The organism is Shewanella sp. SM87 (genome assembly GCF_025653705.1).
GTDB classification, from domain to species: domain Bacteria; phylum Pseudomonadota; class Gammaproteobacteria; order Enterobacterales; family Shewanellaceae; genus Shewanella; species Shewanella oncorhynchi.
This window is the reverse complement of record NZ_JAKKSC010000003.1, coordinates 191,820-206,426: the sequence shown is the minus strand read 5'-3', so window position 1 is coordinate 206,426 and position 14,607 is coordinate 191,820. Positions and strand designations below refer to the sequence as shown.

Here is a 14,607-nt window from a genome sequence, read left to right as displayed (position 1 = left end):
AGATCCCTCACTTGATGTTTCACACTATAGGTCTAAGATAAAGTCTCCCATCACTGGAGAGTCAAGGATGAATTTGCTCAATGTGATCACATCGACAATTAATTGCTGGGCGAAATGGGTGATACCATTCAGTTAGAAAAATAGAGGTCAAAATGAAGATAGGTGAAGTGGCGAAACAAACGGGCTTAAGTGTTAAGAGTATCCGTTATTACCATGATATTGGTTTAGTGTGCGGCGAGCGCAATGGGGCGGGTTATCGAGTTTATCGCCATCAAGATATTGAAGCGCTTAAGTTTGTGCATCAATGCCGCGACTTAGGTTTTAGCCTAGAGGATTGCAAATCCTTGCTTGGTCTTAAGGGCAATGAAAGCCGTAATGCCGAGGACGTTAAGCAGCTTACCCAAACGCACCTTGCCTATGTCGAGCAGCAAATCAATAAGCTACAGCAGCTTAGGGCGCAATTACAGCACATGGTGACCCAATGCCAAGGCGGCGATCAGCCCCATTGCGCCATTATCGACAGCCTAAGTCACGAGACTCATGGCAGCCATGAAAATCACAAGAGCCAACAAAATGCTGGCTCTGAGTGTTGCAGTAAAAGCCAATCGCAATAACGATGGCCAAGTTCAATAACGGTAAATACCGCGTTATTGACTTCTCACTATGGTTGGCTTTAGCGCCGCGGCGTTATCCAGTACCAGTGTTGCAAGCTTACCCGCTGGGGTAAAGTTAAACACTTGCCCATAAAATGCCAGCTCAGTTTCTAATCCTGCGGCCTTGTGCTCAGGTTTCCAACCGCCGTGGGGTTCATCCTGATAAGCGATATAAGCCGTGGGTACGCCTCTCACTTTTAACGCCTCATAAATCTGCCGCGACTGCTGTGGTGGTACGATTTGGTCACGTAATCCTTGAAAAATTAATAAAGGCTCATTCAATCCTTCAAGGTGATGCAGGGGCGACAGTTCCCTATAGCGGGCTTGATTTTCACCATAGGGGCCGATAAGCAGATCTAAGTAGCCAGTCTCGAATTTATGGGTACTCTTGGCGAGCTGTTCAAAGTCACTGATCCCCGCATAGCTCACCCCCGCTTGAAATACATCATAAAATGCCAAGGACGACATCACAGTTAACCCACCAGCGCTAACACCTCGAATCGCCAGCTTTTGTCCATCAACCCAACCTTTATCAACTAAATAACGGGCCGCATTGACCGCATCCTCCACATCAACTTGGCCCCATTTTCCGTAGATACTTTGACGGTAAGCACGGCCAAAACCACTGCTGCCACGGAAATTAACATCGAGAACCGCAAAACCTCGGCTGGTCCAAAATTGAATATCACTGCGATAAGCCAGACTCGCCCGCGCCGTAGGTCCGCCGTGTAACATTACAATCAAGGGCGGACGGGTATCATTAGGCGCAGTATAGTTGGGGTTAACCGGACCATAAAAATAACCGTAAGCTTGCTGGTTAGCACCTGTTTTAAAAGTAATATTTTTAGCACGGGAGATATAGTTGGGATTAAGTTTTGGTAAATTAGGGGTATACACCAACTCAGTACCACGACCGATCACTTTATAAATGCCCTTCTCTGGCGTCGCCTTAGCGCCGACAAAATAAACAGCATCTTCCCCACGGATCACTTGGGTGATTTCACCAAAGTCGACGGCCAAAGATTCGGTCAGGCCTGAATCTAGATGCAGTCTAATTAAAACGGCCTGACTACCAAGCATATAACTGGCAATAATCGTTTTTTCGGATTCAAAGGCATAATTATGATTGCCTAAATACCAATCAGCCACCGCAAACTCGGCCTTTTTCTTTAGCACTGGGTCTAAGGTATTTTGTGCCGTGACTCGATAGATATTCCACCAGTTACTGATATCCGATACGACATACAATTGCCCATCAGGACTAAATAACGGCTGCGACACCGAAGAATCTGCGGGCGTGTTTACCTTACGAATATTGTGTAATTGTCCTTTACGGTCCAGATCCCCAAGCCAGAGCACGCTATTATCCCATGGCATATAGGGATGTTCCCACGTGATCCACGCCAGTTGGCTGTTATCGGGCGAGATGGCTGGCGAAGAAATAAAGTCATGGCCCGAAACAAAAGTATCGCCTTCACCGGCAAAATTAAGATTAATGGTAACAAGACTCGCCTTAGGCTCACCCGCTTGACGATGATCTTCGCGCACACAGATAATCCTCGACCCTTTGGGGTAAGCAATACAATCTGCATGGCGAGTACCATTTGGCGTTAAAGGCAAAGGGGGTTGATTAGGGGCAAAACGATAAAACAGTTGGTCCTGTGCCTTAGTGGCAAACAGACTCTGACCAATCCCCAAAAAGGCGGCACCACCGTATTCATGAACGGCGGATTTAACATTAAACGCAGGCGGCACTATGTCGGTAATTTTTCCACGTTGGTCGAGGCGTTTGATCCCGACTTGGCCTTGTTTTTCACCATCAGATTCAGAGAAATAAATAGCACCATCAACGCTTTGCAACTCAGCCACATTATCGGCCTGCTCAAAAACTTCAGTCGCCGATAGCGGAGACTGCCAACTACCATAGGGCGCAACTATGCGCGCGCCATTATCACTAAGATGCGGCGTCTCTTTGTTCGAGCGCTCGCAAGCACCTAAACAAAATAAGCCCCCCAGCATCCATAAATATCCATGTAGCTTCATTGTTTCTCCCCAATGTTTGCCAACTGCACAAACCGAAACAAAATATGAACTTGCAGAAATGAGTTATGTGTAAATTAGTTATTTTTTAAATTTTTTTAAGAACCAATTTACCACTTGCACTTGTTGTACTTGCGTTAAACCAAAATAAATACACACCCAAGGTGAGATAAGAAAAAACCATGGGATCACGGCCACAGAGCGGCCACTAAAGAGCAGAAAAAAGAAACCGCAATAAATCACAACCAACCCTAAGATACCCACGATCAACATCATGCGCTTAGTGATTTTCTCAAGCCAGTGGGCTTTTTCCTGCCAAGACATCCGGATTTCAAGCTCCATTACATGTGATCAACATGTTTGTAAAGTTATGTAAAAAAACGGGAGAGCGATTGTTGAAGGTTAACAACTAAATGTCAACTCCAACAGTGAAATCTAAATAAATCCGAAAGCTAGGGCATAAGAACCATTATCTTTATTTACCCTATAAAAAAACCGAGCCTAAGCTCGGTTTTTATGCAAATCAATAAGATATCGCTCTAAAGACGAATACCACCATCGATTTCAAACACACGACCGTTAACATAATCGTTTTCAATAATAAAACGTACGGTAGAAGCTATCTCGTCGGCATGACCTAAGCGGCCAACAGGCACGAGTTTCTCTAAACGCTCCAACGCTTCTGGCTTCATTGCCGCCGTCATCTCGGTCGCAATCACACCTGGTGCTACGGCTGCACTACGGATATTGTAGCGCGCTAACTCCTTCGCCCAGCCGACGGACATAGCCGCAACACCCGCTTTTGAGGCCGCGTAATTTGATTGACCCATATTACCCGCTTTAGCAAGGCTAGAGATGTTAACTATCACCCCCGCTTGACCCGATTCAATCATGGCCGCAGCGGCCTCACGGCCACAGAGGAAACTGCCGGTCAGGTTCACATTGATCACCGATTGGAATTGCTCGTAAGACATACGATCAGTGACTTTGCCGTCTTTGGCTTTGACTAACATGCCATCACGCAGAATACCGGCGTTGTTCACTAACACGTTCACTTGACCAAAATCTTCGAGAATATAGGCAAAACCCGCGACGACATCTTCTTCGTCGGTAATGTCTAAGGCATAACCTTGGACTTCAGTGTCCGATCCAAGCTCAGCGCAGGCTCGCTCGAGTTTTTCTTGGTCCACATCGATAAGCGCTATCTTAGCACCCGCCTGCGCAAAATTTTGCGCCATTGCTAAGCCTAAGCCACCCGCGCCGCCAGTAATGACGACAACCTTATCTTTTAAATCCATCTGGTGATCCCTTGTTATCTGTGTCTATTTTTTAAGTGGTGCAAATTGTTCAAATATACTGGAAAAATCTCGGCGACCATTGCCTTGTCTTGCATGATTAACATACAAGCTGCGGGCTAAAGCGCCCATTGGCGTGCTAGAGTTGCTCAATAATGCAGCTTCTTGTGACAGACCGAGATCTTTGACCATCAAATCTACCATAAAGCCACCTTGATAGCCCTTAGAAGAAGGCACTGTTTCCATCACGCCTGGGCAGGGATTGTACTTCTCTAGCGTCCAGTTTCCGCCACTGCTGACTTTCATAATGTCGGATAACACTTTGGGATCTAGGCCATGATCGACGCCCATTTGCAGGGCTTCGGAAGTACCGACCATCAACACAGATAACAGCATGTTATTGCAGATTTTCGCGACTTGCCCCGCACCTGGACCGCCTGCGTGGAAGATATTCACACCCATAGCCTTAAGTACGGGCTGCGCACGTTCAAAAGCGTTATCCGAGCCACCACAAATAAAAGTTAAAGTACCCGCTGCCGCGCCTGCCGTGCCGCCAGAAACCGGTGCATCCATAAACTCGATGCCACTTTTAGCCGCTTCAGCTGCCACTAATTGTGCGCTTTGTGCATCGATGGTTGAACAATCGATGAGCAAGGTATCACCTGCAACTACTTCTAGGAGTCCTTTGTCTGTTCCATTGCCTAAATATAAACTTTTCACATGCTTGCCCGCAGGCAACATAGTAATCACCACACTTGCACCCGCTGCAGCGCCGCAGGCGGTACTTGATACTAAGGCGCCTTTTTCGGCCAATTGCTGCATAGCTTCTGGGACTAAATCAAAGACGCGAACCGTCATGCCTGCTTTTAATAAATTGGCCGCCATTGGGCCGCCCATATTACCTAAACCGATAAAGGCTACTGTACTCATGCCATCACTCCTGTGTTGTTCTTTTTAGTGTTGTGATAATACTATCAAATTGATTATGCTGACTTTATCACAGAGTAAAGCGAGCTTGGCTAAGCAGATAAACACAGCGCTTAGCCAACTCGGCCCTTAAACGCTTAACTCAGTTGGTTAAAGGGATGCGCCTCGCCCCATGGGGAAGCCAATATTTGCTCAAGTACCGCTGTGGGTACTGAGTTAACATCCTTAAAACGCCATTGCGGTTTCTTGTCTTTATCAATCAAGAGTGCACGAACGCCTTCGCAGAAATCACCGTGGGCACACACGTTAACACTTGCGGTTAACTCCCATTTGAAACATTGAGCTAAGCTAAGCTTAGTCCCTAACTGCCCTTGGATATAGACCAAGTGCCAGCTGATAGGGCTACCCGCAAGGAAGGTGTCCCGCGCTTTCATTAACCACTTTTCTTCCGATACCAGAGTTGACATGCGTGCTGCAATATCCTGCAGACTGCCCGCCATAAGCCTGTCGATTATGTCTTGGCTTTCGGCTAATACACTGTCGCCCTTCGGAATATCCACTTGATTAGACAGCTCGTTGATCATGCTATCTAAACGTTGATGATTAAGAGCTGGCGTATCACTCCAATCTAAGGTTGCCATGGCATCAAACATCAGCTCTTTGTCGTCGCGGTTCAGGTAATGATCCGCAAGGCCCACATAACAGGCATCGGCGGCATTGAGTTGATAGGCAGTCAATCCCAAAAACAATCCCATCTTGCCCTGCATACGATTAAGGAAATAACTGCCGCCCACATCGGGATACAGGCCGATAGTCACCTCTGGCATAGCGATACGCGAGGTTTCGGTAACGACTCTGTGGCTCGCGCCCGCCATCAAACCGAGGCCGCCGCCCATGACTATGCCATCGCCCCACACCAACACAGGTTTGCCAAAGGTATGCAGTAGATAATCGAGGCGATATTCCTCTTCGAAGAAAACCTTTGCTTCCTCAGTCACTTGCCCATTAGCGGCAATGGAAGCATGGTATAAAGCGCGCACATCACCCCCGGCACAAAATGCCTTCTCACCGCTGCCATCTAATACGATGCAAGCGATAAGGGGATCTTTCTTCCACAGATTAAGCTGCGCCGTCATAGCGCGCACCATGCCTAAATCTAAGGCATTGAGGGCTTTTTCCACATTGAGTGTGACCACCCCAACCAATTTGCCAGAAGCAGTGGCTAAGGTTTGAAAAACCACATTTTGTGTGGTCTTGACCTGATTTGCGACATGCTCGACCACGTCATTATCTACTACATTCGTCATTAGCGGTTTCTCCACTCAGCTTTACGTTTCCCTAAAAACGCATTCACGCCTTCGGCCTGATCTTCAGTATCAAATAATCCGACAAATAACTCACGCTCAATCGGTAGCGCTTGGCTACGCGCCATAGTGCGCCCCGCTTGAATAAGTGTCTTGCACGCTGTGACGCTGCTTGGGCTTTGGTTAGCGACTTTAACGGCCAACGCGATTGCCGCATTAAGCGCTTCGCCAGTATCAACCACTTCTTCCACTAAACGTAGATTCAATGCTTGAGTCGCATCGATACGCTCGCCGCATAAAATCATCCGTTTAGCCCACCCTTCACCGACTAATGCGGTCAGATTTTGAGTGCCACCCGCACAGGGTAATAAACCGACCGTCGCTTCGGGTAATGCCATTACAGCTTGAATTTCGGCGATACGAATATCGCAGGCCAACGCGACTTCTAAGCCGCCGCCCATGGCATAACCGTTAATCGCGGCAATCGACACACCGCGGAATTGGCTTAAGGTTTCAAAGGCTTCACCAAAATGCTTTGCCATCGTTGCCGCATTACCTTTGTCACCATCGCTAAACAGTTTTAAATCGGCGCCAGCGGAGAAGAACTTTTGCCCTTGGCCCGTTAACACTAAGGCGTAAATCTCTTTATTGGCATTCAGCTCAAGCACTTTGGCTTTAAGCGCCTGCAAACTCTCGGCGGTCCAAGTGTTGGCTGGCGGATTGTTCATGGTCAGAATCGCCGTGTGGCCTTCGATACGTTCAACTAAATATTCCATCTTTATAGACTCCTTTTCAGTTATCGCCGACCTGTAAGTCACGCATATTGCGAGTTGAATTACAGGATTTGTCCTGCATTTTCATCGAGTAAACGACGGGCGATAATTAAGCGCATAATTTCGTTAGTGCCTTCTAAAATCTGATGCACACGCACATCACGGAAATGACGTTCCAGCGGGTACTCCCTTATATAACCATATCCACCATGAATTTGCAGCGCCGCATCGCAGACTTGAAACCCCACATCAGTGGCAAAGCGTTTCGCCATAGCGCAATAAGCCGTGGCTTCAGGATCGCCACTATCGAGTTTAAATGCCGCAAGACGCACCATTTGGCGGGCTGCGACTAATTCTGTCGCCATATCGGCAAGCTTAAATTGCAGCGCTTGGAAAGCCGCTAACGGTTTACCAAATTGCTGACGCTCATTCATATACTGAGTTGCGCGCTCTAAAGCCGACTGCGCCGTCCCCACAGAACAGGTAGCGATATTGATGCGACCGCCGTCTAAGCCTTTCATCGCGAAAGCAAAACCTTGGCCTTCTTCACCGAGCAAGTTCGCTACTGGCACGCGCACGTTTTCAAAGGTGATTTGACGGGTCGGCTGGGCATTCCAACCCATTTTATCTTCAGCTTTACCATAAATAACGCCAGCGGCATCCGCCGGAATCGCAATGGCCGAAATCCCCTTAGGCCCAGCTTGACCCGTACGGCACATCACGACTAAAAGCTCAGTGGCGCCCGCGCCTGAGATAAACATTTTCGAGCCTGAAATCACATATTCATCACCGTCGCGCACCGCTTTGGTTTGCAAAGATGCGGCGTCCGAACCCGCACCCGGCTCAGTTAAACAATATGACGCTAACATCTGCCCTGTGGTTAACGGCTCGGACCAAGTCTGACGCAGGGTTTCAGTGCCCCAAGTCGTCACCATCCAAGTCGCCATATTGTGAATGGTCAGCATGGCTGTGGTTGCAGTGCAGCCCTTGGCAAGTTCTTCAAAAATAATCGAGGCATCGAGGCGCGATAAACCCATGCCACCTTCGGATTCTGGCGAATACAGAGAGCAAAAACCTAGCTCACCGGCTTTTTGGATCACGTCTTTGGGGAAATGATGTTCTTCATCCCACTTGGCGGCGAACGGGGTTAATTCTTCCGCGGCAAACTGGCGCGCAAGATCGGCAAACTGACGTTGGTCATCGTTGAAATTAAAATCCATTTGGCTCTCCTATGACTCTGTGGTCACTTTTTTATTGAATAAATTGGGCGCCGTAAAGACGCCGTGGTTTATCGATTAATCACCGAGCTTAGCGTAAGTTAATGCTCATATTTGGCGTTGAAGCTACGGCGATATCGGACTCAAACCAGCGGGAAGTGATGGTCTTGGTCTCGGTATAGAAACGCACCGCTTGCTTACCGTAGGCATGTTGATCGCCATAGAAACTGCCCTTCCAACCGGTAAATGAGAAGAAAGGTAATGGCACAGGAATAGGCACGTTAATCCCCACTTGGCCGACTTCGATTTCATGTTGATATTTACGGGCAGCGGCACCGCTAGCGGTAAAGATAGACGTGCCGTTGCCATAAGGGCTGGCGTTAACTAATTCGATGGCGGCTTCTAAGGAGTCTGATTCCATACAACACAGTACAGGGCCAAAGATTTCTTCCTTGTAAATGCTCATCTCAGTGGTGACTTTATCGAACATGGTTGGGCCAATCCAATTACCGGATTCATAACCTTCCACGGTAAAATCGCTGCCATCGAGTAAACACTCGGCGCCTTCGGCTTTACCTTGGGCGATAAGTTTAAGCACCCGCGCCTTAGCTGCAGGGCTGATAACTGGACCATAACCCGCTTCTTTATCGTCCCATAAACCTGGGCGAACTTTGGCTAACGCTTCTTTTAATTCTGGGATCCACTCTTTAGCGGCACCAACAAACACGGCAACCGAAATCGCCATACAACGCTGACCCGCCGCGCCAACAGAAGCGCCGACTAAGTTGTTGATCACTTGCTGTTTGTTTGCATCAGGCATAATCACGCAGTGGTTTTTCGCGCCCGCAAAGGCTTGCACGCGTTTTAAGTTATCGGTACCTGTTTTATAAATATATTGACCCACAGCCACAGAACCGACAAAGGAAATGGCTTTAATCGCAGGGTCTGCCAGCAGGATATCTACGGCTGTTTTATCACCGTGCACTAATTGCAATACGCCTTTAGGTGCGCCCGCCTCAACAAACAGCTCAACCAGGCGCTGCGGCGTCATAGGATCTTGTTCTGAAGGCTTTAAAATGAAAGTGTTACCGCAGGCAATCGACAGTGGGAACATCCATAACGGGATCATCGCAGGGAAGTTAAATGGCGTAATACCGGCACACACACCGAGCGGTTGAGTGTAGCTGTAAGTGTCAATTGAACGCGCGACGTTCTCGACGGTTTCACCCATCAATAATGACGCTACGTTACAGGCGTGTTCAGCGACTTCGATACCGCGCCATACATCGCCCTTGGCATCTTCAAAGGTTTTACCGGTTTCCTTTGCAAGAATGGTCGCCAGTTCGTCGTGATGTTCTTTTAGCAGATGTTGATAACGCAACATGACGCGCGCGCGTTCAGACACTGGCACTTCTTTCCAGGTTTTAAAGGCCGCTTTGGCGCTAGCAATCGCAGCGTGAACTTCTTCGCTAGTGGCAGCATTAATCACAGCAATCGGCGAGTTATTCGCGGGATTGGTGACAATAATCTGTGATGTGCCCGTACCTTGAATAAACTCGCCGTCAATGTAATGCTTTACTTGTGTGGTCATGTTGCAATCCTTTCCTTGTAGAGTGATGGGCTGGCGGTGCGATATTATGATTATCCTCAAGGGAAGTGATTGCCCTTGCCAGCCCCGTCTTGTTGATTTAAGTCTTGTTGATTTAACTAAAACGTTAAGCGATTAGACCTCTATAGCCATCGCTGTTGCTTCACCACCGCCGATACACAGCGAGGCAACACCGCGTTTAAGGCCGCGGGCTTTTAATGCATGGATTAAGGTCACCAGCAAACGTGAACCCGAGCAGCCAATAGGATGACCTAAAGCGCAGGCGCCGCCATTGACGTTAACTTTAGCTACATCTAAACCCAGTTCAGACACGGCAAGCATAGTCACCATGGCGAAGGCTTCGTTGATTTCAAATAAATCGACTTCATCCGTTGACCAACCCACATTAGCCAGCAATTTCGCCATAGCGCCAACCGGTGCAGTGGTAAAGAGTGAAGGCTCTTGGGCGTGGGTCGTGTGACCTTTAATGGTTGCTAACACAGTTAAACCTAAACGCTCAGCTTCGCCACGCGAGGTCAGCATCAATGCGGCTGCGCCATCGGAAATCGAGCTAGAGTTGGCCGCTGTGATAGTGCCATCTTTGGTAAAGGCTGGGCGCAGCGTAGGAATTTTTTCAGGGCGGGCATTACCGGGTTGCTCGTCGGTATCGATAGTCACATCACCGCGACGATCACTAACTGTGACAGGCGTAATTTCGGCCTTAAAGGCACCCGAGTTAATCGCGGCATTGGCTTTTTCGAGCGAGCTTAGGGCGAAAGCATCCATCTGCTCGCGGGTGATACCGAATTCATCGGCGGTTTTCTGGGCAAACGTTCCCATGGCGCCGCCAGTATAAGCATCCTCAAGACCATCTAAAAACATATGGTCGAGCACTTTGCCATGGCCCATGCGCATGCCGCTTCGGGCTTTATCTAATAGATACGGCGCTTGGCTCATACTTTCCATGCCGCCGGCGATCACCACTTTTGCACTGCCCGCTTTAATCAAGTCATGGGCTAACATGACCGTCTTCATGCCTGAGCCACAGACCTTGTTCACTGTGGTCGCACCAACGGATAAGGGTAATCCCGCACCTAAGGTTGCCTGACGCGCAGGCGCTTGACCTAAGCCTGCGGGTAATACGCAGCCCATCAAGACTTCATCGACATGTTCACCCGCCAATTGTGTTTCCGCTAACAAGCCCTTAATGGCCGTCGCGGCTAGCATGGGTGATGCTACGGATGATAAGTTGCCTTGAAACCCGCCCATAGGGGTGCGTTTAGCGGCAACGATAACGATATCTTGATTTAACGCTTCAGTACTCATGAAGGCTCCAACCTAAATTGACCACGAAGCCTAGTACCAGCCTCGGGACGTTTAATAAAATCGACAATAAAACCACTCTGACGTTTACGCGAACGTAAAGCAAGTATTCCTTGGTCTAATGTGTCGATTTTATCGGGTGAAAATTGTCAGTAAGGATTTACAGCGAGGCAGGGATTAAGCACAGTCAAGCGTGGACAACAGCATCTAAGGGAGAGATAAATTAAGGGCTTTTGGGTATCAGCTTAGGTCACATCCATGTGACCACATCACCATAAAAGGCTAAACAAAACCTTAGCGCGATTCCCACGGTGTCATCGCCGTCATATCACTTAAGTCATAAGGCGTTAACTGGTAAACGTAATAATTGAGCCAATTACTGACCAACAAACTACCGTGGCTGTGCCAGCGGGCAATGGCTTCGGCTTCTGGATTATTATTTCGATAATAGTTTTGTGGCACATTTGGCGTTAAGCCTTGGGCTAAATCCCTATGGTATTCATCGTTTAAAGTCGATTTTTGATATTCAGGGTGACCCATTACAAACAAGTTACGGTTATTGCGACTTAACACCAAATAGGCCCCAGCCTCATCAGATTCGGCTAACACTTGCAACTGCGGGTGTTGTCTAATTTCTTCCACATCCATCTCGGCAAAACGCGAATGGGGTGCAAAGAACTCATCATCAAAACCACGTAGCAGTGGGAAATGCTGACAAGTGCGCCTATGTACAAATACGCCAGAACGCTTCTGTTGCAATATTTTTCGATTTAAACCATAGAGATGATACAAGCCCGCATGGGCTGCCCAGCATAAAAACAACACTGAGGTGACATGCTCTTGGGACCAGTCGATGATTTCACGGATATGATCCCAATAAACCACATCTTCGAAATCGATTTGCCCAAGCGGCGCGCCTGTGATGATAAGACCGTCATAATTTTTATGGCGCACGGCTTCAAAGTCACGGTAAAAAGTATTCATGTGGTCGATGGAAGTATGCTTGGATTCTTTGTCGTGAATGCGCAGTAAATCCACATCGACTTGTAAAGGCGTGTTACCCAGTAAGCGCAATAACTGGGTTTCAGTCTCGATTTTGTTCGGCATCAAGTTCAAAATCAGCACCTTCATCGGCCTGATATCTTGATTCGCCGCCCGCGTCTCGGACATAACGAAAATATTTTCTGACTCTAACACCCCTGCTGCGGGCAGATGATCTGGAATTCTAACCGGCATACCGCGCCTCTTCTGTTCGTAAATACTAACGGATTCGGCGCGTATGTCAGCTCACTTTTGAGCGGGCTAACTAGCCACCGACTTTCTCTAGCAGTATCGTCATTGGCTCAGTGGAATTGAGATCAATATGATAGGCTTGAGTATTAATAAACAATAACTTATCACCCAACATAATCCGGGCACCTATGGCATAAGTGTGACCGGGTTGGAACTGATCGCTACCAATCGCAAAACTGAATGGCGCGGGTGTCGCAGCACCTTGTTGCACGCGCTCCGCCATCACTATGGCTGGCACATCCATTTTTGAGACATCAAGCAGTTGCACTATGACCTTAGCATCGGCAGGTAAGGCTATCCGTTCGCGATATAAGGTCTCGCCTTTTATCTCAACGATAGCATTCGGTGTCGCACAACCCGATAACACCCCCATTACGGCCATTAATGCTAAGGCTGTTAATCTCAACGCGCTTAAACGCAACCATTTGTTCATTTTGTTTCTCCTAATCATACATAAAGACTTCTAGATGTCCATACGCCCAAGCTATAAATCTTGTCTTGGTGAACATAACTTTCTATCATAAGCCACCATTTCGTTGCCGAAAAATCTATGACCCAAGCAACTGCAATCATTGTGGGAGCTAGCTCACAATTAAGTCGTGAACTTGCAAAGCAATTGGCAGATCAACAGGTTGAATTAGTCCTATTCGCCCAAGATCCAGAATCACTGCGCGATTTTGCCTTATCCTTGCCAACAAAAGTACAAGTTTTTGCACTTCAAATTGAACAACCTCAAGCCATCATCAACCAACTTGAATCAGTCTGGCAAAGTCTTGGCGGCGCACACTTAGTCTTAGTCAATACAGGCCTCAATAGCTATGACCCCGAGTTGCCTTGGCTACCGGAGCAAGACATTATCGATGTCAATGTGAGAGGTTTTGCTGCCATCTGCAATACGGCATTTAGACTATTTCGCGAGCAAGGTTATGGACAACTGGCGGCAATCAACTCGATTGCGGGCCTGCGCGGCGGGCCGAGTGTGGCCTATCACGCCTCAAAAGCCTTTGGGCAGAATTACCTTGAGGGCTTAAGTATGCATGCTCAGCGCCTTAAGCTACCGATTACGATTACCGATATCCAACTTGGTTTGCTCGATAAAGCCGCTATGCAGCAAAGTGCGATGTGGCTTGCACCATTGCCACAAGTCGCAGCGCAAATCATCAAGGCAATGAAACAAGGCAAACGCCGCGTCTATGTGACCAAACGCTGGCGCCTCGTCGCTTGGCTCACCGTATTATTACCCGAATTTATCTATAACACTCGCCACTGGAAAGCTAAAAAGCCAAAGCGCTAAATCGGCTTAGCCAAAGTAGAAAATATTACGATAAAAAGTGCAGAAACGAAAAAGGAGCCTAAGGCTCCTTTTTTACGCTTATCTAATCAGTGGATTAGAAAGTGTAACCCACGCTGACCATATAAACCCATGGATCAATATCGGTTTCGATGGTAACTGGGGTACCTTGGTATTTAAATTTAACGTCACTATCAATTTTGGCGTACCACACGGAAGCGTTCACTAACCAGTTTTTGTTAACTTGATAATCAACACCCGCTTGTGCCGCTAAGCCCCAGGAAGTGCTCATGCTTAAATCCGTTAACGCACCACCTAAATCATTAGTAAACTCATTGTCGAAGAAATTAGTATAGTTCACACCAACACCCACGTATGGGCGTAATTTAGACTGTGCATCACCAAAGTAGTACTGCGCCACTAAAGTGGGTGGTAAATGCTTAGTTTCAGCAATCTTACCTACGCCAGCCAAAGAGACATCGTGGCTAAAAGGCGTTGCTGCTAATAACTCAACCCCGAAGTTATCAGTCAACATATAACCGAAGTTCAAACCCACTTGAGTATTATTACTCACTTGGAATTCGCCAAGATTGCCTACACCAGGTATAACTACATCTTGGCTTGATTCATTTGGCGCAACAACAACAGCACCCGCACGAACAATAATGTCACCCGCTTGGTGGGCTGATACAGAGGCAGAAAAACCAGCGGCTAAAAGGGTGGCAGCGACCAGTGTAGAAACAGTGTTTTTATTCATCATCATACTCCATATGTACAACATAGGTTTTTGTTTTGTATTACATCCTTAACAATTGACACCTACACTGCCAGAGATATGCGGCTGATTTATTGACCCAAATCAAAGTGAGTGAGCAATACTCACTTATAGGTACTACACATGGG

At 47.7% G+C, this 14,607-nt stretch carries 14 protein-coding genes; 2 read left to right on the top strand and 12 right to left on the bottom strand.

Annotated elements, in window-relative coordinates; translation table 11 throughout:
* Positions 1 to 152 precede the first annotated feature (152 nt).
* On the top strand, positions 153 to 614 hold the full coding sequence (locus tag L5M11_RS03845) for a MerR family DNA-binding protein (protein WP_263184646.1): 462 nt from the start codon (positions 153 to 155) through the stop codon (positions 612 to 614).
* 33 nt (positions 615 to 647) lie between these two features.
* Here L5M11_RS03845 and L5M11_RS03840 read toward each other — a convergent pair whose 3' ends face one another.
* The 11 genes from L5M11_RS03840 to L5M11_RS03790 all read right to left on the bottom strand — a co-directional run bounded on the left by L5M11_RS03840 (position 648) and on the right by L5M11_RS03790 (position 12,846).
* The gene (locus L5M11_RS03840) at positions 648 to 2,696 is read right to left on the bottom strand and encodes an alpha/beta hydrolase family protein (RefSeq protein WP_028760559.1); all 2,049 of its coding nucleotides are present in this window, start codon (positions 2,694 to 2,696) and stop codon (positions 648 to 650) included.
* A gap of 78 nt (positions 2,697 to 2,774) precedes the next feature.
* Positions 2,775 to 3,017 carry a hypothetical protein gene (locus tag L5M11_RS03835; RefSeq protein ID WP_028760560.1) on the bottom strand — a complete coding sequence of 81 codons (243 nt, stop codon included), beginning with the start codon at positions 3,015 to 3,017 and terminating at the stop codon, positions 2,775 to 2,777.
* A gap of 215 nt (positions 3,018 to 3,232) precedes the next feature.
* Complete coding sequence (locus tag L5M11_RS03830) at positions 3,233 to 3,991, bottom strand: SDR family oxidoreductase (RefSeq protein WP_011846385.1); 759 nt, start codon at positions 3,989 to 3,991, stop codon at positions 3,233 to 3,235.
* Positions 3,992 to 4,015: 24 nt separating this feature from the next.
* Complete coding sequence (gene mmsB, locus L5M11_RS03825) at positions 4,016 to 4,918, bottom strand: 3-hydroxyisobutyrate dehydrogenase (protein WP_113938927.1); 903 nt, start codon at positions 4,916 to 4,918, stop codon at positions 4,016 to 4,018.
* 134 nt (positions 4,919 to 5,052) lie between these two features.
* Complete coding sequence (locus L5M11_RS03820; RefSeq protein WP_198573586.1) at positions 5,053 to 6,222, bottom strand: enoyl-CoA hydratase/isomerase family protein; 1,170 nt, start codon at positions 6,220 to 6,222, stop codon at positions 5,053 to 5,055.
* Positions 6,222 to 6,995 (bottom strand): enoyl-CoA hydratase, encoded by a 774-nt coding sequence (locus tag L5M11_RS03815; RefSeq protein ID WP_011789976.1) that lies wholly within the window; start codon positions 6,993 to 6,995, stop codon positions 6,222 to 6,224. Before L5M11_RS03815 ends, L5M11_RS03820 begins: the two co-directional genes overlap by 1 nt.
* Before the next feature lie 59 nt (positions 6,996 to 7,054).
* Complete coding sequence (locus tag L5M11_RS03810) at positions 7,055 to 8,212, bottom strand: acyl-CoA dehydrogenase family protein (protein ID WP_113938930.1); 1,158 nt, start codon at positions 8,210 to 8,212, stop codon at positions 7,055 to 7,057.
* Between the two features lie 88 nt (positions 8,213 to 8,300).
* Positions 8,301 to 9,800, bottom strand: a complete 1,500-nt coding sequence (locus tag L5M11_RS03805; RefSeq protein ID WP_105249702.1) for a CoA-acylating methylmalonate-semialdehyde dehydrogenase — start codon at positions 9,798 to 9,800, stop codon at positions 8,301 to 8,303.
* A 132-nt stretch (positions 9,801 to 9,932) separates the two neighbouring features.
* Complete coding sequence (locus L5M11_RS03800; RefSeq protein WP_263191397.1) at positions 9,933 to 11,123, bottom strand: thiolase family protein; 1,191 nt, start codon at positions 11,121 to 11,123, stop codon at positions 9,933 to 9,935.
* A 291-nt stretch (positions 11,124 to 11,414) separates the two neighbouring features.
* Positions 11,415 to 12,356, bottom strand: coding sequence for a homoserine O-acetyltransferase MetA (gene metA / locus L5M11_RS03795; RefSeq protein ID WP_173245787.1), 942 nt, complete (start codon positions 12,354 to 12,356; stop codon positions 11,415 to 11,417).
* A gap of 70 nt (positions 12,357 to 12,426) precedes the next feature.
* The gene (locus L5M11_RS03790) at positions 12,427 to 12,846 is read right to left on the bottom strand and encodes a YbaY family lipoprotein (RefSeq protein ID WP_173245790.1); all 420 of its coding nucleotides are present in this window, start codon (positions 12,844 to 12,846) and stop codon (positions 12,427 to 12,429) included.
* 117 nt (positions 12,847 to 12,963) lie between these two features.
* Between L5M11_RS03790 and L5M11_RS03785 the strand changes: the two genes are divergently transcribed.
* The gene (locus tag L5M11_RS03785) at positions 12,964 to 13,707 is read left to right on the top strand and encodes an SDR family NAD(P)-dependent oxidoreductase (RefSeq protein ID WP_131523783.1); all 744 of its coding nucleotides are present in this window, start codon (positions 12,964 to 12,966) and stop codon (positions 13,705 to 13,707) included.
* A 94-nt stretch (positions 13,708 to 13,801) separates the two neighbouring features.
* Here L5M11_RS03785 and ompW read toward each other — a convergent pair whose 3' ends face one another.
* Positions 13,802 to 14,464 (bottom strand): outer membrane protein OmpW, encoded by a 663-nt coding sequence (gene ompW / locus L5M11_RS03780; protein WP_168823143.1) that lies wholly within the window; start codon positions 14,462 to 14,464, stop codon positions 13,802 to 13,804.
* Positions 14,465 to 14,607 lie beyond the last annotated feature (143 nt).